Origin of the sequence: Planktotalea frisia (genome assembly GCF_001890925.1) — a bacterium.
GTDB classification, from domain to species: Bacteria; Pseudomonadota; Alphaproteobacteria; order Rhodobacterales; family Rhodobacteraceae; genus Planktotalea; species Planktotalea frisia.
Genome location: NZ_MLCB01000177.1, coordinates 1 through 22,217, shown reverse-complemented (window position 1 = coordinate 22,217; position 22,217 = coordinate 1). Strand labels below are relative to the sequence as shown.

The window sequence follows — 22,217 nt, the reverse complement described above, 5'->3', positions numbered from 1 at the left end:
CGATTACATCTTAGCTGAGCCACAAACCTGTCCGAATTAGTAGGACCACTTCAGTCCAAGAAATTCTAGCATCGCGGAGTTGTGCTGCTGTAGATATCCCGCCCGGTTAAAAATCGCGATGGAATGGTCAAGGGCATCGAGCGCGGACCGAGTGACATCAGCCTCATCTCGGAAGCGGCGGGTAAGAGAAATCTCGGCGCTGATGTCTTCAAACAGAAAGGCAATAGCACCATCTGGATGCGGGCGACCCGTTACCCGATATGTGAGACCATTCGGAAGATGCCAAGTCTCGCTGAAGTTATCGTCGCTCGCGGCCGAAATGACATCAGCGATCCGCTCACGCCAATTTGCGTAATTCTTAGGTTCGGGCATAATCTGATTATCGCGAAGCTGGTCGAAAAAAGAGAACAGATTCGGGCGCGCTGTCAGAAATTCTGGGCGCAGCTCAGTAAGATCGAAAAGCGAGGGATTGAAGAGCACAAGCTGACGGTTGCGGTCGAAGATCGCGAGGCCTGTGGCCAAATGAGCGAAGGTCTTGGCAAGTGTTTGAACGAAGTTGCGCTGAGCGGTTTCAGCGTTAACCACTGCATGAACATCGGTTGCAAAGTGTAGGTGCCCACCCTCGAAAGGTTGGCGTGTGACATCAAACCAATGCGTACGATTGTGTGCTGGGTCCTTCAAAGAAATGCGTTGCGCATGTTTTTCAACGTCCGGCGTTATCGAGAGTTCAAAGAGCGGCGCATCTTTGCGATCAATGCGCCGTTCCAGCGCTTTGTAAAAAGCGTTAGACCATCCGATTTGACCCGTTCCATCACTTTGCCACACAGGGAACGGAGCATTCTCACTAACGGCTTGAACAAGCGCAATATTTGGGAGCGTGCTGAGCACATTATGCATTGCGACATGGTCAGTCGTGTCAGAGCGTTCACGTTCAATTAGAATGAGCGAAAGGCCATCAACATGCTCTTCAATTTCGACCGTCATCGGGTCAATGGCCGAGCGCGGCTGAAGTGATGTTCGTATCGGTGCTTCCGTCTCACTAACATATATTGGCAACCCCTCGAAACGGTGTTCCAAGGTTTCGCGCAAAGTGGTCCAATCAGGATCTGAAAGCGCTAGATCAGAAATGAACTCGCGCGCATGTTCGTTGGTACACACGAGTTTTCCCGTGTGATCAAACTCAAAACAAAACTGACGTGTGAAGGACTGGCGGCTTGGCTCAATCGTTTGAACGCTTGAGTTTCCAAGAACTTTGACAATCGCAAAACTCATCAGAGTGATGCCAAAAACCAGACTGAGATCGACCCATGAGAGAGTAGTGAACATTCGAATTTCCCATTAAAACCACCCTCTCATAGCGCGCTTATTCTTAATGAATGCTTAAGCGACGTATCAAATCATGGATTTAATAGGTTTGGTTTCTCAAGTTTTCACCGGTCACCTCTGCCACATTCGAAAACGCGGCATCGATTTTATTGCGGGGCCAGGTGACATCAATGACGGCGCCAGTCTTGCCGTTGGATTTCTTGGCGAATTGCGATCCACCGTTGGAAAACTGAAGCTTTGCACCAGAGCGTTCGAGCAGTGTTTTTGCGATGAACAAACCAAGGCCCATGCCTTCGTATTCGGGGCGTTTCGCGCGTTCTTTATCGGATTTACGCTGTCCCACAAAAGGATCGCCAATGCGGCCAATCAGATGCAAAGGGAAGCCAGCGCCGTCATCCACAATACGCACACTGATTTCACTATCGCTCCAACTCGTTTCCACCCAAATCGTTGTTTTCGCAAAGTCGACAGCGTTCTGCACTAGGTTGCGCATGCCGTGGATGATTTCTGGTTTGCGCAGAATTTCAGGTTGCTCGTTAAGCTCTGCGTCATGCTGTGTTTGCTCGAAGACGATGACTTTGCCACGTTCAAAGTGCGGTTCTGCAGCTTCCTCCAGAACGGCACTCAACGGCGCTTTGCGCAAGTGTAGATCATCTTTACCAGCACGGCCCATCGATTGCAAAATATCGCGACACCGATCAGCTTGTTGAGAAATCAAAGCCGCGTCTTCTGCAAGCTCGGGTCTGTCTGACAGCTCATCCACAAGTTCAGAGCTGGCCAGTTTGATCGTAGCCAAAGGCGTCCCAAGCTCGTGCGCAGCCGCCGCAACAACACCGCCGATATCAGTTAATTTCTGTTCTCGTGACAAAGCCAAGTATGTGGCCTGCAAAGCAGCAGCCATGGAGTGCATTTCATTAGAGGTTTTCCAACTATAGGCGCTGAGAAAGCACAGGGCGATAATGATCGCGACCCAATTTCCAAACAGGAACACATCCGGAATGCGCAGAATGAACCCTTCTTCTGTGCGCAAAGGCAGGTGATATTCCGCAAGCAAAGACACGATAACCATCGCCATAACACCAAGCATCACAGTAGAGCGCAGCGACATCACGGCGGCAGACACAGTGACAGGGCCGAGGATCAAAAGCGAAAAGGGATTGTGAAGACCGCCAGTGAGGAAAAGCAGGAACGATAGCTGCAAAAGGTCGAAAATAACCATCAACAGGTTCTCGGTCTCGGAGAGACGTTTGTTCTCGGGGAACAGGAAGATCGCGACAAGGTTGCCGACGACAGAGGCACCAATCACAAGGTAGCACAGGAGTAATTCAAGCTGCAGATTGTACATCTGCTGAGCGACAGTGATCGCGATGATCTGACCCGCAATCGCAGTCCAGCGCAGCATGGTAATTGTGCGCAAACGGATCCAGTTATGGCGTTGCGTCCCAGAGGCGGTCATCAGCTGTGGATCGGTGGCTGGCATAGTCGTCCTTTATGTCGCAGGCTCTCACGTTTTGGTGCATATGCAGGGGATTGCTCTGGTGGTACTTCAAGCTAAATTCGTTTCGAAGCACACTGAACGCCGCAGCCGGAGATGTCTATGACCCGCTTACTTGCCATTTTTGCAGCACTTGCTGTTGTTTTAGCTCTTTTTGGTGTTTGGTTCGCGACGCAATCGAATGGGTCTGATGATCAATTTGCGCAGTGTCGCATTGGGCAAGTCGCAGGTGGGACTGCTCAAATTGGCGGACCGTTTACCTTGCTCGATAAGACTGGAACAGAGGTGACGGACAAGGATGTCATCACCAAGCCGTCGCTGGTTTACTTCGGTTATTCCTTTTGCCCTGATGTGTGTCCCTTCGATCTGTCTCGCAACGCGATTGCCACGGATATTCTCCAAGAACGCAATCGCGAAATTACCCCCATTTTTATCTCGGTAGATCCAAAGCGTGACACGCCGGAAGTGGTGGGCGAGTTTGCAGACAACCTACATGAGCGCATGATTGGTCTGACCGGAACGCCTGCGCAGGTCAAAGCGGCGAGCCAAGCGTATCGTACCTATTACAAAGCGCAGCCTGCGGACGATGAATTTTATCTCGTGGATCACTCGACCTTTTCCTATTTGGTTCTGCCTGAGCATGGATTTGTCGAGTTTTTCCGCCGCGAAATTCAGCCCGAACAGATGGCGGATACGATTCAATGCTTTATAGACAATGCCTGAAGCGCACAAAAGTTTGACGCTTCAAACCCTTAGGCGTAGGGTTTGCAAACGACGCTTTGACGGGAGAGCCTTGCGTGAATACTGAAGCCAACAAAAACATCGGTGAAGACAAGTCGCTATTGCTTGTTGATGACGATGAACCGTTCTTGCGTCGTCTTGCCAAAGCTATGGAGAAACGTGGCTTTGAAGTGGAAACTGCAGGATCTGTTGCAGCGGGAAGCGCTATCGCAACAGCGCGACCAGCGGCATATGCCGTCATCGACCTACGTCTTGAGGATGGAAATGGTCTCGATGTTGTCGAAGTGCTGCGCGAGAAACGCCCTGATAGCCGTGTCGTTGTTCTGACGGGATACGGTGCGATTGCGACTGCTGTTGCTGCGGTAAAGATCGGTGCGACGGATTATTTGTCCAAACCTGCAGATGCCAACGACATCACCAACGCACTTTTGGCGACCGGCGATGAACTTCCACCGCCCCCAGAAAACCCAATGAGCGCTGATCGTGTACGTTGGGAGCATATCCAACGCGTCTACGAGTTATGCGATCGTAACGTGAGTGAGACTGCGCGACGTCTGAATATGCACCGCCGTACTTTGCAGCGCATCTTGGCAAAACGCAGCCCACGCTAGGGCTTACATCTGCATTTGGATCATCGTGCGCGCGGCGTTTAGGTCGCGCGACAGGATTTTTGCGTCCTGCATCAGCGGCATCAAATCTGGACGCTCGGATGCTTGCAGAGCGCGCAACGTTTGACTGGTGCGCCCAGCGCTAGAATCCAGAGACTGGATCAAAGCCGTGCGATACGCGCGCATGGCTTCATAGCGCGCCTTGAGCAGGGATTTACTTGTTGTCTTGTCCGCAACGGCCTGACGCATGGCGGCGATTTCGACATCTTGATCGGCCAAAAGCGTCGGCAGGTTCATATGGATTTGATCCATCTGAACGATGCTTTCTTCGAGTGTCTCACTCAGCTTGCGAGGAGAAGAGAAGCTTCGCGATGCATTCTTCTGAAGCGCCTCTGTCATCGACAAAAGCTCGTTTGATTGACCGCGAACAAGGCTGTGCAAGTCCAACTCAACAATCTCGTTCTTCATGGCAAAGGAGGGTTCAGTAGGTTCACCGCATCCCGCAAGAATGCTGCTGAGACCTAGGAAAACGGCACATGTCACTTTACGGATCATACTCAAAACTCCTCAACGTTGCTCAACTGACGCGAGCATTCAAGGAAGAGTAAGCAACCCAATTGGGGCAGGAATGTGAACTGTTTCGAGAAACTATAAGGCAATTGGTTAACGTTCTTATTGTTTCACAACCAGCAGTCGTACAAACGAAAAACAGCCACCTTGAGGGGTGGCTGCGTTAAGATTTCTAGGGGATGTGCTTTTATAAAAGCGAGATCGCGGATCGTGCAGATGTTGCTTCACGCGCCAGATTACGGATCGCGCTAAGGTGCCAATCAAGGCCGTTTTGGCCTTTGGCTTTAGCGTCCTACAAATTACGATGCGCTTCGTTGGCTTGTGCGGCACTGAGGCTAAGCGCCTCTGCCAGCTCTGCACGATTGGCTTTGATAACTTCAAAGCGGTGCGCGTATTGATCTTCGCTGATCTGACCGGACTTCATGCGATCATTCAAAAGCGAAAGTTCTGTATCTTGTTTTTTTAACAAGTTTGGCAAATCACGTGTCACAACATCCATGCGATCATCGGCTTTGCCAATCACACGCACAAGCGCGCTGGGTGAAACAAGTTCAACACGTTTTGCCGCTTGTTTTTTGCCACTTGCAGCACCCGCGACAGCGCCAATGGCGCCGCCAATGACAGCGCCAGAGACGCAATTCTTAGCATTGCTCGCTGACAGAATAATCAAACCACAGCCAGCAAACGCGCCGATTGCAGCGCCCTGCACGGTTGACTTACGAATGATGCTACGTGTCATGGAGCTTAGCGCATCCGCTTGTTACTGCATCTTCATTTCGTTGCTCGCATTGTGCATCGAAATTGTCTCAGGCCCCGCCCCGCGAGAGCTGAAAGTTGGCTCATTAGACGGCAAACAGCCGGAAAGAGCGATAGAAACTGTAAGTGTCAAAATGACCTTATGTGCACGCATGAAATATTCCTCAATTGCGATATTGCCTTTGCCGAAATACGAAAAGCTTCCAGCCTTGTCGCTGACTAGGCGTCAATTGGGGCGCAAATGGGGCGATTGTTCACAATTCGAGAAAATTATAGATCGAAACGTTTGTGGTTCTTTCCCGTAACACGACCATCCGAGAGCGTCGCATTGGGGTCTACTTCCCAGTCCATAAACCCCATCTTTGCATAATAGCGCAAACCACTCTCATTGTCGGAACGAATAGAGGCGTTGATCCATTCAAACCCAAGCGCGCGTATTTGGGTTGAGGTGGTTTCGAATAGTTTAGAGCCAATGCCAGCACCAACAACGCCAACGCGCACAAAAGTCGCAATACTTGCCGCTTCGGGCGGGAGGTTAGGATGGGATTCGGCCCATTGAAACCCAACAATGCGCCCCGTTTCATCCTGCGCAACATTCCAGCGCGCGTGCGCGACTTTACGCTTTGTCCATTCAGCAATGTCACTTGTTTGCAAAGGCGAAAGATAGGCCGTCGTGCCACCAATCGCGATGATCTCGTTTAGTAGTTCAGTCATCTGGGGAAGATCGTTTTGCTCAAAAGCGCGAATAGTGATCTGCATTATATCTGTTCCAAGAGGGCTGCATGGCGTTGTGTAAATTCGTTTCGAGCGTCTAAAGGGGGGCGCAATCGGATCGAAAGGCCCGCGGTCAGATCCGCGTCAAGTTTGCCAAATATTTGATCCGCTTCACTCGGGGAAAACCCAGCGATTTGCTCTGCCTCTAGCCGCGCACTCACATTATCCGCCTTCTTGATCTGCTTTTTAATCGCAACAGGAAGCGTTGCAGGCAGCCCGAACCGAATGTGAATCGCAGCAGTGAGGCGATCATCAAGCTCGCCATAACCAGAGCCAACCGCCGCCTTAACGGGGCTGATCATGTCACCAATGACATATTCGGGGGCATCATGTAACAAAGCGGCCAATTGCCATTTCACTGGTGCGCTGGGTTGCATGCGGGTGAAAAGGGTCTCTACCAATAGCGAATGTTCAGCCACAGAATAAGCGAAATCCCCTTTAGTTTGGCCATTCCAGCGTGCCACAAAGGCAAGGCCATGGGCGATATCCTCGACCTCGATATCCACCGGAGTGGGGTCCAAAAGGTCGAGCCGACGACCCGATAACATGCGCTGCCAAGCACGTTTTTGTGACATGGGGAGACTCCGCGACGTTCACTTCTTAGCTATGGTTCATAGATGTAACGCACCCCTGACCTAGATGAAAAGGAAACTTGAACATGACCCTCACTCGCCGCTCTTTCACCGCCCTTGCGCTTGCAAGTTTCGCGATGCCTGCCTTCGCCGCAACGGAACCTCGTTGGTATAGCGATGGCGGTGATCTTGCTGCGGGCGGACGCGACGTTGTTGCCTATTTCGGTTTAAAAAGCGGGGACGGGGTAAAGGGTAGTGCTGCGCACTCAACCACGCACAAAGGCATCACATTCCATTTCGCCAATGCTGAAAATCTTGCAACATTCCAAGCAGATCCAGACAAATATGCGCCGCGCTTTGGCGGTTATTGCGCTTTTGCGATGTCGAGCGGCTATTTCGCGCCCGGAGATCCCGACGCATGGACGGTTCATGATGGCTCGCTTTACCTGAACGTGTCCAAAACAATCCGTGCGCGCTGGGCTTTGCGCCGTTCGTCGCACATCGCGTCAGGTGATAAAAACTGGATGACTCACTTCCCTGGTGAGAGATAAGTCACGATTTTGCCGCTCTCTTAACTTCCTTTCGGCTTTTATTTGAAGGAATAGGCACTGAGTGCTAAGTGCACATCAGAATAATAAAATCTTCGAGGAGAGCGGCACAATGGCCAATGATTATATCGTAAAAGACATCACCCTTGCGGACTTCGGTCGCAAGGAACTGGATATTGCTGAAACGGAAATGCCGGGCCTGATGTCCCTGCGGACCGAATTTGGCGAAGAGAAGCCGCTGAAAGGCGCGCGCATTGTTGGATCGCTTCACATGACGATCCAGACAGCGGTTCTGATTGAAACACTGGTTGAGCTGGGCGCTGACGTTCGCTGGGCATCTTGCAACATCTTCTCCACGCAAGACCACGCGGCGGCGGCGATTGCAGCAGGCGGCACACCGGTCTTCGCGATCAAGGGTCAAAGCCTGGAAGAGCACTGGGACTACCTCGACAAATCCTTCATGTTCCCAGAAGGCGCGAACCTGATCCTTGATGATGGTGGCGACGCGACTTTGTACGTTCTGCTTGGCGCACGCGCGGAAGCGGGCGAAGACATCATTCCAGTGCCTCAGTCCGAGGAAGAAGAAGCGATCAAGAAGCAGATCGCAAAGCGTATGGCAAAGACGCCAGGCTGGTTCACTAAGACACGCGACGCGATCCAAGGTGTTTCTGAGGAAACGACAACAGGTGTTCACCGTCTTTATGAATTGCACCGCGATGGCCAACTGCCATTCCCTGCGATCAACGTGAACGACTCTGTGACCAAGTCCAAATTCGACAACAAGTACGGCTGTAAAGAATCCCTCGTCGACGGCATCCGCCGCGCGACAGACACGATGATGGCCGGTAAAGTCGCGGTTGTCATGGGGTACGGCGATGTGGGCAAGGGCTCTGCCGCGTCCCTCGCAGGTGCCGGTGCGCGTGTGATCGTCACTGAAGTCGATCCGATTTGCGCATTGCAAGCGGCGATGGACGGTTTTCAGGTTACGACGTTGGAAGACGTCGTTTCCACGGCTGACATCTTTGTAACCACAACTGGCAACAAAGACGTGATCCGCATCGAGCATATGCGCGAGATGAAGGATATGGCGATCGTTGGCAACATCGGTCACTTCGACAACGAAATTCAGGTGGCGTCGCTCAAGAACCACAAGTGGACCAACATAAAAGAGCAGGTCGACATGATCGAAATGCCAAATGGTCACCGCTTGATCTTGCTCTCTGAGGGTCGCCTTTTGAACCTTGGTAACGCAACGGGTCACCCATCCTTCGTGATGTCCGCATCCTTCACAAACCAGGTTCTTGCACAGATGGAACTGTGGCTGCGCGGCGATGAGTACAAGAACGAAGTCTACATCTTGCCCAAGCATCTCGACGAGAAAGTCGCGCGTTTGCACCTTGATCGTATCGGCGTGAAGCTGTCCAAGCTTGACCCGGAGCAGGCAGCCTACATCGGCGTTTCAGCGGACGGCCCTTTCAAGCCTGAGCATTATCGCTACTAATTGCTCACATGAGTGATGAATTTCAAAAGCGCCGCAGTCCCGTAAAAAGGGTCGCGGCGCTTTTTCTTTTGGTGGCTGTAGTGTTGCTTGGTTCGGCTCTGATGCGCCATCCAGATACGCCGTTGCCAGATCGTTGGAACGTGTTTGAGCCGCTCGCCGTGAAAGACCCGATCACGCCGTTGACTGCTTGGAAGTTGGATTGGGCGACGAGTGATCCGAAGCTTTGCAAGCAAGTTATGCAAGACGTTGGGCGCATCACCGAGATGGATGATCTTGAGGTTGATGGGAATTGCGGGATCGTTGGGCGCGTTCAGCTTAGGCGCGTGGGTGATGCTGATATTGGTCCCATCGAGACGGCCTGTGCGACGGCTTTGCGCACAGCGATGTGGGAAGAACACGGTGTTCAACCCATCGCGCTAGACCTTTTTAACGCGAAGGTGAGCAGGATCCGTCATGTGGGGTCTTATAATTGTCGACGCATTTCTGGAACGTCCCGAATGAGTACACATGCGACGGCAAGCGCGATTGATGTCACGGGTTTCGATTTGACCGACGGCACGCGCATTCGCTTGCTCAAAGACTGGGATGATGACGATCTGAAAGCACAGTTCTTGCGTGAGGTGCGCGACACGTCATGCGATTGGTTCGGCACGACCCTAGGGCCCGACTATAACGCCGCGCATGCGGATCATTTTCACTTACAGAACAAAGGGTGGGGACCCTGCCGTTAAAGGCCAGTGTCCTCACGCTGTAACCTTAGCTGAACCCAGTTCGCGCGCTTTTTATCAGCGCCCTCGACCACATATCCAGCGTTCAACAACGACTTCATCGATTTCACGTTATCTTCGTGGACGCGTGCGATAAGCGAGGTCAGCCATGGGTTGTCACGCAAGGATCGCCTGGTGAACAGCTTGACCACATCGCGGCCAATCCCCTTGCCCCAATGGGCGCGACCAATCCAGAAACTGATCTCTGCACTCGCACCGTTGTCAGGCTCAACATCATACTCGAGGCGCACCTGTCCTACGACATCACCGTCGCGCAGGATCGCGAACACCTGATGGTGGTTGCTGGCATTTGACAGCTCGATTAGGGCCATTGCCATGTCGTCGCTGAGCGGGTTCGGATAGTCCTCTGGCAAAAAGCGCCAGACTTCTGGATCATCAAGTAAAGCTTTGTAGGTTTCCAGATCGCCGGTTCCCCAAGAGCGCAGCAAATATTGTGGCTGAAGCGGGATCAAATCCGCACTCATCTTGGTGCGGGGTTTCGGCTGGACCGTGTCGAAAGAGACAGCAGGTGCGAATGTCAGATCATCGTCGCAATCTGCGCGTACCCATCCTTGTTGCATCGGATCAAACGCGAGAGCGGTTCCGTCAGCCTCATACATGGCAAGATCATGCGCACTGATCACACCAGCGCTGCGTGCACGCATCGGAGTTTGAGTGGGAATATCAAGAGGCGATATCACTTGCGCCGGCTTACGAAACTTCTTCATTCCCACACTCCCAAATCTGACGACATTTGTAAGATTTGGGAGTGCGTCAACGCGTTTTCAAGAAGATCGAGACAAATCTAGGGGTTTTTGAGCGCGCAATCTGAAACCTGTTTTTGCAAAAGTTTATCGCGCCCATTTTCTAAGCAGGATCGCTAAACGCAGCATCTTTGTGTGATCCATCGCAGTAAGGCTTGTTCTTGGATGCGCCACAGCGACACAAAAACGCTTTCTCATGCGTGCCGATTTTGAGGCCAGTTCCGGTGGTGAGCTCTACGTTACCTTCTACCTTTAAAGGGCCGTCAGGAATACGAAACGCTCTCACCGCATTGCCGCGCTCATCACTCATCGGGGGCGATTTTGCTTTGGGCTCTCCCGTTGCTTCAAACCCGCCTTCAACATGGGAATAGTCGCAAAAGGGTTTGTTCTTGGACAGACCGCATCGGCATAGGGTCACGCGGGTTTCGCTTTCACCGTCTTCCACCGTGATATCCCCTGCAATAGCCAAGGGTCCGTTTTCCAAGACTGTGATGCGATTGATCGGCGGCACCATTTCGGCGGCATTCTCTTTGCGAAAGGCCAAAGCGCCAGAAGGGCAAGTGCGCACCATCGCGGCAATTTCTTCTGCTGGGGCGTTGTTTGGTTGAACCCATGGGCGCTGGGCCGGATCAAACACTTGTGGCAGTTTCAAAAAGCAGTTTCGAGCATGGATGCAGCGTTTGAGGTCAAAGGTGACGGTGATGTCCTTGCCTGCGTATTCCTTACGTTTCATGCCGTGCTTCTCCTGTGCTGGGTTATAACAGAACAGACGCGCTTATGCGGGGCTGGTCAAGGATGTGACTGTGCCCTCTTGCACAACATCTGCGCTATAGGCTTTTCGGGCGAAGACCTCGCGCACAAGCGGTTCAAAGCTTTCAAGCGGGTCCTGCTGATACTCAGGATCAAAAGACGATTGATCCCAGCGTTCGCAAAACGCAGCGCAGTTGTCAAAGCAGGGATGATCTTTGAACCGATCGCGCGCATTTTCGTCCCAGCCGTAGTGACGCCCATAATAGAGCATTTGGAAAATGCCGTGATGCTCAACCACCCAAGCCACGTCCCAGCGCACAAAGGGGCGAATGACCTCAGCCGAAAAGCGATCATGGTTTTGCGGTGCAAGACCGTCACCGATGTCGTGCAGTAACGCGCCAACGATCCAGTCAATGTCCGCCCCGTCGCGGCGCGCACGCGTGGCGGATTGAAGAGCATGATCGAGGCGTGTGATTTTGTACCCTTGGAGCGATACCTCGCCCTGTCGGCGCAGCTCATCAAGGATGCGATCTGCCGTTAACCCTAAGTAAGGCTTCTCTAATTCATGCAGCAGCGCATAATCTTCTTTGGTGCCGTCTTTCATCTGCGTGAAGGAAACGGTGCGCTCATTGCTCATAAAAGTGATCCTTTTCAGTAGTTAATGCCTTATCTCGGACGCCTGCTTTGTGGTAGTCCTTTGCTTCTGGCGCTCATTTTATCAAAGAATTGGGATTTCCGGGGGAAAAACCGAGGCACAATCACCATTGATCTGATTGTTTTTATCGCTAACATTTTCTCAGCTTCGGCACTCACACACAATGACGACAGCTAAAACTGTAAAAAGGGAGAGACCTAATGGGAAAACGTGACGACTTGATCGTGCAGTATGCAGATGATCTGAAGAATAAATGTGGCATGACACCGGACATGGATTTGTTGACGAAAGTCACAATCGGCTGTGGCCCTGCGATTTATAACGCGGATGCGTCCACTGTTGCTGGTAGCCAGCCAGCAGAACTAGAGACAGTTAAGAAGAATTTCCTCATCAAGAAACTCGGCCTTGCGGATGGTCCTGAGTTGATGGAGGTGATCAACAAAGTGATCGAAATTTACGGTAAATCCGAGCGCAACAAATACCGTGCGGTTGTCTATTATATGCTGACAAAGCACTTCGGTAAAGACGCTGTTTACGGCTAAACGCTTGTCGATATCTGATTTGAAGGGCGTTTTTCGGAGCGCCCTTTTTGTTTGGGAAATTCAAATTTATGAGATATTTGAATGACTTGGCGTTTGCCCGAAATGAGTTTTTCGGCTAAGTGATTGAGCAAGGTCAGGACGACCCATCCAGTTTACACGCGTGGTGCCTGTGGGAGGCTTTAACGCGGGGTGACAGGGGGTGCGTGTATGTCCATGACGCATCCCCTGCTTCGTCTTCGGTTCTTAGAAAGCAGTCAGGATCAAGCCAATAGCAGCGCTTCCAAGTGCTGCGTATCCGCCGTCAATTAGCAAAAGCTTGCTAGGACGCCCGGCAAAGCCATAGCAAATCATCAACCAAGGCGCGGCTAGAAAAAGTCCGATCCCAAAGCCAGACACCAGCCCTTTGCCCATCGTTTCAATATCGCTCAGCTCAAACACGTGGCGCATCATGCCAGCCACGAGCACCATCGCCAAGAATCCCATGATATAGGGCATTGGGTTCGCGTTATTCGCAGGCTTGCCATCGGCACCGACCTCGACGCCTGACACCTCCATCCAAGGTTTGGAAAGAACCCCATACCAAACTGCGCCAACACCAAAACCAACCGCAGCTGCGACCAAGACATTGATAAATTCCATAGTACCGTCCCCTTATTTTATTGTGGGACGACTATGCAGCGTGCTTAAAAATTAAGCAATTCCCCCAAGCGTGCAGATAATCTGCCATTCCTCGGCGGTGACAGGCTGCACAGACAGGCGAGAGTTTTTCACGAGGATCATCTCGGCAAGGCGCGGGTCAGCTTTGATGTCATCAAGGGTGATGTGCGTTTTCAAAGGTTTGATCGCTTTGATACCAACGCACTCCCAACGCGCATCATCGGTGGTGCTGTCAGCATGCGCTTCGCGACACACCTCAACGATGCCAACGACGGCTTTCTCTTTCTGGCTATGATAGAAAAACCCGAGATCTCCAACAGACATCTCGCGCATGAAATTGCGCGCTTGATAGTTGCGCACGCCATCCCATTCTTCGCCAGTCTCGCCCTTGGCAACTTGATCATTCCAACCCCAAACAGAGGGTTCGGATTTAAAAAGCCAATAGCGCATCAGCCAATAACCTTGTTCCAGCGGATCAGTTCGCTGGACGCGAAAAGGTCGGCTTTGGCGTAGGGATCGTTCGCGGCCCACTCTTCTGCGGCGGCCATATTTTCGACGTCCAAGATCACAAGTGAACCGCACATTTCGCCTGCGTCATTCAAGAACGGACCTGCGTATAAAACGACACCACTGTCCTTAATGTGCGCTACATGTGCATCGCGGTTATCAAGGCGTGTTTGCAGCGCGCCGTCTTTGTCTTTTGCCATCAATGCTATCAGCATGTTTCCTCCTTGAGCGGACGCGCGAGCAGCGAATCCATTGCTTGTTTTAGGGTAAGTGTTTGATTGATCATCGCAGTCACTGCGGCGGTGATGGGCATTTCCACGCCCAGAGTTTTTGCCTTTTCATGGCAAGCTTGCGCGGTTGCGGCGCCCTCAACCGTGATGTTCGGATCGAAGGTTTCGCCGCGCCCAAGCGACAAGCCAAACCGAAAATTACGCGATCCTTCAGAGGCGCAGGTCAGCGCAAGATCGCCAAACCCAGAGAGCCCTGCAAGCGTTTCGGGTTTTGCGCCTAGCGCCTCTGCCATGCGTTGCATTTCGGCATAGCCGCGCGTGATCAAAGCCGCGCGCGCGCTTTCCCCAAGGCCAGCGCCAATCGCGGCCCCGCAGGCAATCGCAATCACATTTTTCAAAGCACCGCCAAGCTCTGCACCCGTCACATCGGTACTGCGATAGAGGCGTATGTTGGACGTGCTCAACTCGTTTTGCAGCGTTGTGCCAAGCGTTGGGTCCGTGCACGCGAGCGTCAGCGCGGTTGGCAAGCCAGCGGCAATGTCATGCGCGAAGCTCGGTCCTGTAAGGATTGCGGTCTGCGCATCCGGCAAGGCGGAGAGTATGACTTGGCTTGGGCCAAGACCGCTGGTCAGATCAATGCCTTTACAGCAAGCGACCAGAGTTTTGTGCGCAAGGTGATTTTGGTGATCTGCGATGAATCGCGCAAGTTGCTGCATTGGAACTGCGATCAAAAGGGTCTGATGTTCCTTGATAGTGTCTAGATCGGCACTGATATGTAGGGTCAAAGGGAAGGTCGCTTTAGGAAGGCGAGCACTATTTGATCGGTCCTTTTGCATTATTTCGGCTTGTTTTTCGCTACGCGCCCAAAGCGTAATATCGTGTCCTTCTCGCGCGAGGGATATCGCTAGCGCCGTGCCGAAAGCACCAGCACCCAGAACAGCGACACTCACGCTTTCGCCCCTTTTTTGCCGCTGCCGAGCATTGGTGCGCTGGATGTATCGAGGGGCCAGCGGGGACGCGCGGACAAGTCCATCCCATCGCGACGACCGGCCTCGAACAGTTCTAACCCTGCATAGGCAATCATCGCGGCGTTATCGGTGCAAAGCGCGAGAGGGGGAGCCGTAAAGCGTACGTTAAACGCACTCGAAACAGACTCTAATCCTGCTCGAATGGCAGTATTTGCGGCCACACCACCAGCGACCGCGAGGGCTGGTTCAGTGGGATTCTCTTCAAGATAAATCGCCAAGGCGCGCCGTGTCTTTTCCACCAGCACATCAACGACGGCTGCTTGAAACCCAGCACATAAGTCGCGCACGTCTTGGTGTTTGATCGTGTCATCCGTCATCACGTCATTCCGCGCGCGCAAGACAGCGGTTTTGAGACCGGAAAAGGACATGTCGCACCCAGCACGATCCAGCATGGGGCGTGGAAATTTGAAACGCTTGGGGTCGCCCTGTTCTGCTTCGGTCTGAACTGCAGGACCGCCAGGTTGCGCAAGGCCGAGCAAGCGCGCTGTTTTATCGAAAGCTTCACCAGGGGCGTCATCAATGGTGCCACCAATGCGCGAAAAATCATTGGGACCGCGTGCGATCAAAAACTGGCAATGACCACCAGACACGAGCAGCATCAAGTAGGGATAGCTTAGACCATCGGTGAGCCGTGGCGTTAGCGCGTGACCCGCAAGGTGGTTCACACCGATCAAAGGTTGGCCTGTTGCAGCTGCAAGACCCTTTGCGCACATAACGCCTGACATAACACCACCGATCAAACCTGGACCTGCTGTAACAGCAATCGCGTTCATTTCGGCAAGGGCAACGCCAGCCTCAACCAGAGCTTTTTCAACGCACAGATCAATCTTTTCTGCATGCGCGCGCGCGGCAATTTCAGGGACGACGCCGCCAAACGCTTTGTGCAAATCATTCTGCCCGACGACCACATTCGAGAGCACCTCTGCACGCCCATAAACGCCACGCCGCACAACTGCGGCGGCGGTATCATCGCAGCTGCTTTCCAGTCCTAGAATGGTGATCGGTTGCGCCAAGATAGGGGGGCTCCATTGCAAGAAGGCTTATCAGCAGCTACCACTGACGCTTGTCGCAAACAACACCGGCTTGACCCTATGGCGCAACCAGCAACTTTGCTTTTGACCCGCCCCAAAGCGGCGTCCGAGCGGTTTGCACAGCAGGTTTTTGCCTCGCTGGGTAAGATGCCTGTTTTATATGCGCCTTTGGTTAAGATTGAACATTTGTCGATTTCGCAAATGCCCCATAGCGGCACACTCGTGTTCACCTCTCGCAATGGTGTTGAGGCATGGACTGGCGCGAAATTGCCCTGTTATTGCGTCGGTCAAGCAACCGCCGACAGGGCGCGCGCGCTTGGGTTTGACCCTTTTGTGAGTGGCGGCACCGTCGAATACTTGCTGGATGATCTTTTAAAGCAACGCCCAAAAGGCGCGATTTTTCATATTCACGGCCGCCATACGCGGGGCAAGCTTGCGGAGCGATTAGGTGATGCAGGGCTGAACGCGCAGGGCATCGTTGGCTACGAACAAAGGCTTCTCGCACTGCCAGAAACTGCTCAAGATCTGCTTAAGGGGGGAGCGCAAGTCATAGTTCCCCTTTTCTCGCCTCGTATTGCAGAGCATTTTTCAAGCTTCGGGCCGTTTGGTTCGCAAGTAAAATTGATCGCGATCTCAAAATCTGCTGCTGTGACTTGTCGAGGTGCCCTTATTGCCCCAAGTCCTAATGCAGAGGGCATGATATCTGCGATTTCAACTGTTTTGCCGACTTGAGGGTCAGAGCGCAGGACAGTAAGGTCAAAATTGAGTGTCTGTGCCAGTAGCAGAATCGAAAGGGTGCGTAACGTGGCAAAATCGACCAAAGGCAAGAGTAAAAACGCTCAAGAGCCAGTCAATGCAGAAGAGATTGTGCAGGACGCGAGCGACACAATTGCCGAAGATGTTACCGAGATTGTTGAGGGCGCAGAAGTGCCGTCTGACGCGCCTGTCGAAACGCCAGAGCTTGTCGTCCTTGAGGAAGAGATTGTCGACGAAATTGCAGAGCTGGAAACGCCTGCAGAAGCGTCTGCTCCTGAGCCAGAGATCATTCGCGAGACTATTGTCGAGAAAAAGGGTGGCTTCGTTCCGCTCGTGCTTGGCGGTATTGTTGCCGCAGGTATCGGTGTCGGAAGTGCGGGTTACATTTTTCCGAATGGCTTGCCGTTTGGCCCAAAGCCCGCAGATTACACCAGCGCAATCGAAGAGCAATCAAGCCGCATTGACGCCCTTAGCGCAGAGCTTGCGGCGAAACCTGCATTTGATGCCTCTGCTTTGGAAGCATCGATTGCTGATGCAACAAGCGCGGTAACTGCCGCGCAGGAGCAAATCACCGGCGTCGCGGAGACTGTTGCCGCGTTTGAGGAACGCTTGACGACCCTCGAAGCGCTCCCACGTGAAGATGGCATTTCACAACAGATGGAGAACGCGCTGAAAGAGATGCGCGCTGAGCTGAATCAGCAGAACGCGGCGCTCGAACAGATGGCACCTGTTGAAGGCGAGCTGAATGACATGCGCGCCGCGCTTGATGCTCAAAAAGGCGAGCTGGTCACGATGATTGCTGAGGCGCAAGCGACCAAGCAGGACGCTGAGAAAACGGCGCGCGATACGTTGGCGCGTGCTGGCGTTACGCGCATTCTGGTTGCCCTCGAAAGCGGCGCACCATTTGCGGACGCCTTGGCTGAGGTCGAAGCGAATAGCGACATCGCCATTCCAGAAGCTTTGGCGCAAACCGCAGCAGACGGTGTTCCTACGCTGGCTTCGCTGGGCGACGCTTATCCCAATGCTGCGCGCGAAGCTTTGGCAGCTGTGCGTAGCGAAGATACAGGTGGCGGCGTGTCCAGCTTCTTGACCCGTCAGCTTGGCGTACGCTCTGTTGCGCCGCGCGAGGGTGATGATCCAGATGCGATCCTGTCGCGTGTGGGGGCTGCGGTGGACGAAGGTCGGATCAGCGACGCGCTCGAGATTGCAGATGCACTACCAGAGGGCGCGAAAGCACCGCTGGCCGAATGGATGGCACAGGCCAACTTACGTCTGTCCGCCGCGCGAGAGGCTGAAGCCCTCGCAACTTCTTTGAACTCTCAATAAGGCGCTTTTGAATGCTTTGGTCTTTGCTAAAAGTTCTCGTTTTTGTGGCAATAATAGCGGCGCTCACACTTGGTGCCGGATATCTGATGGAGATGGGTGGCGGCGCAGTCGTCAACATGGCGGGCGTCGAAATCTCACTCTCGCCATTGCAGATCATCCTTGGTCTTGTCCTTTTGTTGGTCGCACTTTGGGTTGTCTTGAAATTGATCTCTCTCTTGGTTGCGGTTTTGAAATTCATCAACGGTGATGAAACAGCACTCTCGCGCTACTTCTCTAAGAACCGCGAACGCAAAGGCTATCAAGCTTTGTCCGAGGGCATGATGGCGCTCGCCTCTGGCGATGGATCTGCGGCGATGAGCAAAGCGGCGAAGGCCGAGAAGTATCTTGCCAAACCAGAGTTGACCAACCTTTTGACGGCGCAAGCGGCTGAGATGGCTGGAGATAGCCGTAAGGCGGAAGAAACCTATAAGAAGCTGGTGAAAGACGAAGCAACGCGTTTCGTCGGTGTGCGTGGGATCATGAAGCAAAAGTTGGCTGAGGGTGACACAGACACGGCGTTGAAATTGGCCGAACGTGCCTTTGCGCTAAAGCCGAAGCATGAAGAAACGCAGGATATTTTGCTCAAGTTGCAATCGCAAGGGTCCGACTGGGCAGGCGCACGCAAGACGCTGGCCGCAAAACTGAAGAGCGGGTCGCTTCCACGCGATGTGCACAAGCGTCGCGAGGCTGTTTTAGCGCTGTCTCAAGCAGCTGGTATTTTGGACGATGGCAATGACATCGAAGCGCGCGAAGCGGCGATTGAAGCGAACCGTCTCTCGCCTGATTTGATCCCAGCCGCAGTTATGGCTGCGCGCAGCTACGTGGAGCAGGACAAGAAACGCTATGCTGTCCGCGTTTTGAAAAAGGCGTGGGATGTGCAGCCGCATCCAGAACTCGCCGCGACCTATGCTTTGATCGAACCGAATGAGACGCCTGTTGAGCGGATCAAGCGTTTTGCAAAGCTGACAAAGGCGCAAGCCGATCATCCTGAAACGAAAATGTTGAACGCTGAGTTGAACATTGCTGCTGAAGATTTCCCTGCTGCGCGTCGCGCGCTGGGCGATTTGGTTGAGACAGCACCAGATGCGCGGTCGCTGACAATCATGGCGGCGATTGAGCGCGGTGAAGGATCCTCGGACGCTGTGGTCAAAGGCTGGCTCGCGCGTGCGTTGAATGCTCCGCGCGGTCCGCAATGGGTTTGTGATGCATGTAACCACATTCATGCTGAGTGGGAGCCGGTTTGCGGCAACTGTGCAAGCTTTGATACGCTCAGCTGGAAATCTCCACCCATGGCTCAGATTGCAGCACCTACGGGCGTTGCGATGTTGCCTTTGATTGTTGGCGCGTTTGAGGACAAGTCCAGTGAAGAGCCGATCGATGTTGTTGAAACGCCAGTCGCCGAAGAGGTCGAGGTGGTTGACGCAGAAGTCGTGGACGTTGCTGAGGACGCCGTAGAAACGAAGGCGTAACAGGTGAACTCCGATCACGTAGCACTTCTGACCAGCATGTTTGGCGCAGCGATTGAGGCGGCTGATCCGCTCGCCTCTCTCAAGGCTCATTTGCCTGAAAAGCCGAAAGGCCGGACTGTTGTTATCGGCGCTGGTAAGGGGGCCGCGCAAATGGCAGCGGCGTTTGAGCAGCTTTGGGATGGTCCGCTCTCTGGTGTGATTGTTACGCGTTACGGATATGCAGCGCCTTGTCAGCATGTGAAAGTGCTCGAAGCTTCGCACCCCGTTCCTGACGAGGCGGGCCTTGCTGCGAGTGCTGCGCTTTTTGATGCAGTTCGTGATCTCAGCGCTGATGATCTGGTGGTCGCTTTGGTCTGTGGTGGCGGGTCTTCGCTGCTGCCCTCCCCGCCCGAGGGTCTGACGCTGGCGGATGAGCAAGCCTTGAACGAAGCGCTGCTCGCCTCTGGTGCACCAATTGGTGCGATGAATGCGATTCGTAAACATTGCAGTACGATTAAGGGCGGACGCTTGGCGAAAGCCGCGTACCCCGCGCGCGTTGTGTCCTTGGTGGTTTCAGATGTTCCGGGTGATGACCCTGCGCAGGTGGCCTCTGGCCCGACAGTGCCCGATGATGTCACTTTGGAAGATGTGCTCGCGCTTGTTGAGAGTTTGCGCATTGAGCTGCCCGAGGCGATCAAAACACATCTTGCTAAAGAAAGCGCGCGAGCGCCTGATCCGTCAGACGAAGCGTTTGCGCGCAACGAGGTGACCGTCGTTGCCTCTGCCGGAATTTCGCTGGATGCCGCTGCTGGGGTCGGACGCAACGCCGGGTATTCTGTTGCTATCCTATCCGATGCCATCGAGGGCGAAGCGCGCGACATTGGCCTGATGCACGCGGCTATTGCGCGCCAAGTTACGGACAAGAATGCACCGTTTCAGAAGCCTGCGATCATCCTCTCTGGTGGTGAAACGACCGTGACCCTGCGTGCCAAAGGGCGAGGCGGACGCAATACGGAATTCTTGTTGTCCTTCGCGAACGCGATAGAGGGCGCGCAGGGTATCACCGCGCTTGCGGCGGACACGGATGGGATTGACGGCTCAGAAGATAACGCAGGCGCGTTTGCAGATGGTCAAAGCGCGGCGCGTATACGCAAGGGCGGTGTTGATCCAAAAGCAGCTTTGTCTGGCAATGATGCTTGGGGCGCGTTTGAGGCTGCTGGCGATCTGTTCGTTCCCGGTCCAACAGGCACAAACGTGAACGACTTTCGCGCGATCCTGATAGAAGACCTCTAAACAATCCGGCACGTATTGTTGGTGAATGCGGCAGCCGTGAGTTCGTTCGTGAAATAGCATCCAGTATCAAGCGAAACGCGGCTGTGCTCCCAGACGGGTCTATCGACGACCGTGTGCCCATGAACAACCCAGTTCCCGTCATCGCGGGGTGTTTTCATGAAACTGTCACAGCCCCAAAGCATCACTTCGGTGGATTGCTGTTTAATCGTATGAGCAGGATCAAGCGCTGCATGAACGCAGTGCAAATTACCGCTGGACCAACGCAGCGGCAGAAAGCGCAGCCACGGCTCCAACCCCTCTGGCAAGGCGTCCCAGAGCTCTTCGCAGGCTTCATAAAGCTCTTCTGTAGAGGCATCCGCATCGACGCCAGTTATGCCGTAGCTTTCGAGCGTTTCCATGCCACCATAGCGCAGCCAACGCGGGCCCGATTTTTGCGGCTGATCTAGAAAGTCGAGCATCATGCGTTCGTGATTTCCCATAAGACAAACGACAGCGTCGGGATCAGACAGGCTGAGGTTGAGAAGATACTCCAACACTTCTGCGGACCGCTTGCCGCGATCGACGTAGTCTCCCAAGAAAACCAGCGTGGGCTCGGCGATTTCCAATGCTTCGATATCGTCGTCAACGCGCCCTAAGGCAGTGATCATTTGATCCAAGCAGCCATGCACATCGCCAATCGCGTAGAAAGGGCGCTCAGGGCTCATTTCGACCTGCAAGGGGCGCAGATTGATCGAAGAGGCCGCGCCGCCGCGTTTGTTGCTGATATTACCTAACATGGTCCAACCGTTCTTAACGTTGGGTTAGGCTTAATCCAGCACGCAGTGGGAGGCAAACACGAAGCGCATGACGCGCGCCGCTTGTGAAGTTTTCGCGCAATGGCCAAAGCGCATCGAAATTGTTTTGTAGCCACAAGTTATAACGCCCATCCAGAAGCGCTTTTGTGCGTCCTCGCCGTGCACCGATCACATTATTTGTGTGCTGGCGATAGTACAATGTTGGCGTTGGATCATGGATGAACTGCGCGCCAATTCCTTTCAGGATCAGTGCAGACCACCAGTCGTGAAATGGAACATTGGCGGGAGGGGCGTATCGTTGCAGTGCTTTGACGGCTTTTGGATTGAGAACGCATGTGTGGCCCGCAATCTGGTTGCGAAACAGAAGTTGCGCGAAAGCCCCGACTTTGCGCCGCTTTTGATACCACTGAATTTCAAGGTCATCATTTGTGACGATCCGTCCAGATGCGTAGACAGCAGGGCCTGTTTGCCCGCTGAGATGATCTAGGGCACGGGTAAGTTTGCACTGCCGCCAAACATCGTCTTGATCACAAAAAGCGGCGTAATGACCAAGTGGAACGTGTTGTAAAGCATTCCAAAAATTTTGCGTCAATCCAAGACGCGGTCCCTCTAACAGTTTTAGTTGCTTTTCTGGAATGACCTCCTGCGCGATAGAAAGCGTGTCATCGTATGAGCCGTCATCGCTAGGTTCAGGACTCATAACCAGAATATGACGGTTGCAGCGAGGGCGATCGCTGAC

The 22,217-nt window shown here is 53.4% G+C and carries 26 protein-coding genes; 10 read left to right on the top strand and 16 right to left on the bottom strand.

Translation table 11 applies throughout. The annotated features are described in order from the left end of the window. Positions 1-36: 36 nt before the first annotated feature. Both PFRI_RS16375 and regB read right to left on the bottom strand, forming a co-directional pair. The gene (locus PFRI_RS16375; protein WP_072631777.1) at positions 37-1,326 is read right to left on the bottom strand and encodes a PAS-domain containing protein; all 1,290 of its coding nucleotides are present in this window, start codon (positions 1,324-1,326) and stop codon (positions 37-39) included. A gap of 79 nt (positions 1,327-1,405) precedes the next feature. Then, positions 1,406-2,806 carry a sensor histidine kinase RegB gene (gene regB / locus PFRI_RS16370; protein ID WP_072631776.1) on the bottom strand — a complete coding sequence of 467 codons (1,401 nt, stop codon included), beginning with the start codon at positions 2,804-2,806 and terminating at the stop codon, positions 1,406-1,408. Between the two features lie 117 nt (positions 2,807-2,923). Here regB and PFRI_RS16365 point away from each other — a divergent pair, with 117 nt between their 5' ends. After that, positions 2,924-3,544 carry an SCO family protein gene (locus PFRI_RS16365; protein ID WP_072631775.1) on the top strand — a complete coding sequence of 207 codons (621 nt, stop codon included), beginning with the start codon at positions 2,924-2,926 and terminating at the stop codon, positions 3,542-3,544. A gap of 74 nt (positions 3,545-3,618) precedes the next feature. Beyond that, positions 3,619-4,173, top strand: coding sequence for an ActR/PrrA/RegA family redox response regulator transcription factor (locus PFRI_RS16360; protein ID WP_072631774.1), 555 nt, complete (start codon positions 3,619-3,621; stop codon positions 4,171-4,173). Between the two features lie 3 nt (positions 4,174-4,176). On the opposite strand, the gene PFRI_RS16355 is transcribed toward PFRI_RS16360, so the two are convergent. The 4 genes from PFRI_RS16355 to PFRI_RS16340 all read right to left on the bottom strand — a co-directional run bounded on the left by PFRI_RS16355 (position 4,177) and on the right by PFRI_RS16340 (position 6,845). Next, entirely contained in the window at positions 4,177-4,725 is a 549-nt protein-coding gene (locus PFRI_RS16355) for a hypothetical protein (protein ID WP_072631773.1), read from the bottom strand. Between the two features lie 307 nt (positions 4,726-5,032). Then, a complete protein-coding gene (locus tag PFRI_RS20965) occupies positions 5,033-5,479 on the bottom strand; it encodes a hypothetical protein (protein ID WP_084649729.1) in 447 nt (148 codons plus the stop codon). A gap of 287 nt (positions 5,480-5,766) precedes the next feature. Next, entirely contained in the window at positions 5,767-6,210 is a 444-nt protein-coding gene (locus PFRI_RS16345) for a GNAT family N-acetyltransferase (protein ID WP_245812424.1), read from the bottom strand. Between the two features lie 44 nt (positions 6,211-6,254). Next, positions 6,255-6,845: an HD domain-containing protein gene (locus PFRI_RS16340; protein WP_072631771.1), complete on the bottom strand. Its 591-nt coding sequence runs from the start codon at positions 6,843-6,845 to the stop codon at positions 6,255-6,257. An 83-nt stretch (positions 6,846-6,928) separates the two neighbouring features. On the opposite strand from PFRI_RS16340, the gene PFRI_RS16335 reads away from it, so the two are divergent. From PFRI_RS16335 to PFRI_RS16325, 3 genes are all read left to right on the top strand, one after another. After that, on the top strand, positions 6,929-7,393 hold the full coding sequence (locus PFRI_RS16335; protein ID WP_072631770.1) for a YHS domain-containing (seleno)protein: 465 nt from the start codon (positions 6,929-6,931) through the stop codon (positions 7,391-7,393). A gap of 109 nt (positions 7,394-7,502) precedes the next feature. Beyond that, entirely contained in the window at positions 7,503-8,891 is a 1,389-nt protein-coding gene (ahcY, locus tag PFRI_RS16330; protein WP_072631769.1) for an adenosylhomocysteinase, read from the top strand. Between the two features lie 8 nt (positions 8,892-8,899). Further along, the gene (locus tag PFRI_RS16325) at positions 8,900-9,622 is read left to right on the top strand and encodes an extensin-like domain-containing protein (RefSeq protein ID WP_072631768.1); all 723 of its coding nucleotides are present in this window, start codon (positions 8,900-8,902) and stop codon (positions 9,620-9,622) included. Here the strand turns inward: PFRI_RS16325 and PFRI_RS16320 are convergent. The 3 genes from PFRI_RS16320 to PFRI_RS16310 all read right to left on the bottom strand — a co-directional run bounded on the left by PFRI_RS16320 (position 9,619) and on the right by PFRI_RS16310 (position 11,809). After that, the gene (locus PFRI_RS16320) at positions 9,619-10,386 is read right to left on the bottom strand and encodes a GNAT family N-acetyltransferase (RefSeq protein WP_072631767.1); all 768 of its coding nucleotides are present in this window, start codon (positions 10,384-10,386) and stop codon (positions 9,619-9,621) included. The genes PFRI_RS16325 and PFRI_RS16320 overlap by 4 nt on opposite strands. A 139-nt stretch (positions 10,387-10,525) precedes the next feature. Beyond that, positions 10,526-11,155: a CDGSH iron-sulfur domain-containing protein gene (locus tag PFRI_RS16315; RefSeq protein WP_072631766.1), complete on the bottom strand. Its 630-nt coding sequence runs from the start codon at positions 11,153-11,155 to the stop codon at positions 10,526-10,528. A gap of 42 nt (positions 11,156-11,197) precedes the next feature. Beyond that, complete coding sequence (locus PFRI_RS16310) at positions 11,198-11,809, bottom strand: HD domain-containing protein (RefSeq protein ID WP_425439472.1); 612 nt, start codon at positions 11,807-11,809, stop codon at positions 11,198-11,200. A 218-nt stretch (positions 11,810-12,027) separates the two neighbouring features. Here PFRI_RS16310 and PFRI_RS16305 point away from each other — a divergent pair, with 218 nt between their 5' ends. Then, positions 12,028-12,369, top strand: a complete 342-nt coding sequence (locus PFRI_RS16305; RefSeq protein WP_072631765.1) for a DUF2853 family protein — start codon at positions 12,028-12,030, stop codon at positions 12,367-12,369. 243 nt (positions 12,370-12,612) lie between these two features. Here the strand turns inward: PFRI_RS16305 and PFRI_RS16300 are convergent, their stop codons facing one another. Genes PFRI_RS16300 through tsaD form a run of 5 tightly spaced genes read right to left on the bottom strand, consistent with a single transcriptional unit; the run spans position 12,613 to position 15,804 of the window. Continuing rightward, positions 12,613-13,008 (bottom strand): DUF1761 domain-containing protein, encoded by a 396-nt coding sequence (locus PFRI_RS16300; RefSeq protein WP_072631764.1) that lies wholly within the window; start codon positions 13,006-13,008, stop codon positions 12,613-12,615. A 51-nt stretch (positions 13,009-13,059) separates the two neighbouring features. Continuing rightward, entirely contained in the window at positions 13,060-13,476 is a 417-nt protein-coding gene (locus tag PFRI_RS16295; protein WP_072631763.1) for an EVE domain-containing protein, read from the bottom strand. Further along, positions 13,476-13,748, bottom strand: a complete 273-nt coding sequence (locus PFRI_RS16290) for a YciI family protein (RefSeq protein WP_072631762.1) — start codon at positions 13,746-13,748, stop codon at positions 13,476-13,478. The genes PFRI_RS16295 and PFRI_RS16290 overlap by 1 nt, the downstream gene beginning before the upstream one ends. Then, positions 13,742-14,713: an NAD(P)H-dependent glycerol-3-phosphate dehydrogenase gene (locus PFRI_RS16285; protein ID WP_072631761.1), complete on the bottom strand. Its 972-nt coding sequence runs from the start codon at positions 14,711-14,713 to the stop codon at positions 13,742-13,744. Before PFRI_RS16285 ends, PFRI_RS16290 begins: the two co-directional genes overlap by 7 nt. Then, positions 14,710-15,804: a tRNA (adenosine(37)-N6)-threonylcarbamoyltransferase complex transferase subunit TsaD gene (gene tsaD / locus PFRI_RS16280; RefSeq protein ID WP_072631760.1), complete on the bottom strand. Its 1,095-nt coding sequence runs from the start codon at positions 15,802-15,804 to the stop codon at positions 14,710-14,712. The genes PFRI_RS16285 and tsaD overlap by 4 nt, the downstream gene beginning before the upstream one ends. 78 nt (positions 15,805-15,882) lie before the next feature. Here tsaD and PFRI_RS16275 point away from each other — a divergent pair, with 78 nt between their 5' ends. The 4 genes from PFRI_RS16275 to PFRI_RS16260 all read left to right on the top strand — a co-directional run bounded on the left by PFRI_RS16275 (position 15,883) and on the right by PFRI_RS16260 (position 20,684). Continuing rightward, positions 15,883-16,554 carry a uroporphyrinogen-III synthase gene (locus PFRI_RS16275; protein WP_072631759.1) on the top strand — a complete coding sequence of 224 codons (672 nt, stop codon included), beginning with the start codon at positions 15,883-15,885 and terminating at the stop codon, positions 16,552-16,554. A 72-nt stretch (positions 16,555-16,626) separates the two neighbouring features. Continuing rightward, positions 16,627-17,904, top strand: a complete 1,278-nt coding sequence (locus PFRI_RS16270; RefSeq protein WP_072631758.1) for a COG4223 family protein — start codon at positions 16,627-16,629, stop codon at positions 17,902-17,904. Between the two features lie 11 nt (positions 17,905-17,915). Further along, entirely contained in the window at positions 17,916-19,412 is a 1,497-nt protein-coding gene (locus PFRI_RS16265; protein WP_072631757.1) for a heme biosynthesis protein HemY, read from the top strand. A 3-nt stretch (positions 19,413-19,415) separates the two neighbouring features. Beyond that, entirely contained in the window at positions 19,416-20,684 is a 1,269-nt protein-coding gene (locus tag PFRI_RS16260) for a glycerate kinase type-2 family protein (RefSeq protein ID WP_245812422.1), read from the top strand. On the opposite strand, the gene PFRI_RS16255 is transcribed toward PFRI_RS16260, so the two are convergent. Continuing rightward, on the bottom strand, positions 20,681-21,460 hold the full coding sequence (locus PFRI_RS16255) for a metallophosphoesterase family protein (protein ID WP_245812420.1): 780 nt from the start codon (positions 21,458-21,460) through the stop codon (positions 20,681-20,683). The genes PFRI_RS16260 and PFRI_RS16255 overlap by 4 nt on opposite strands. A 13-nt stretch (positions 21,461-21,473) precedes the next feature. Beyond that, the coding region (locus PFRI_RS16250) for a glycosyltransferase (protein ID WP_072631756.1) at positions 21,474-22,217 on the bottom strand (744 nt) is incomplete at its 5' end.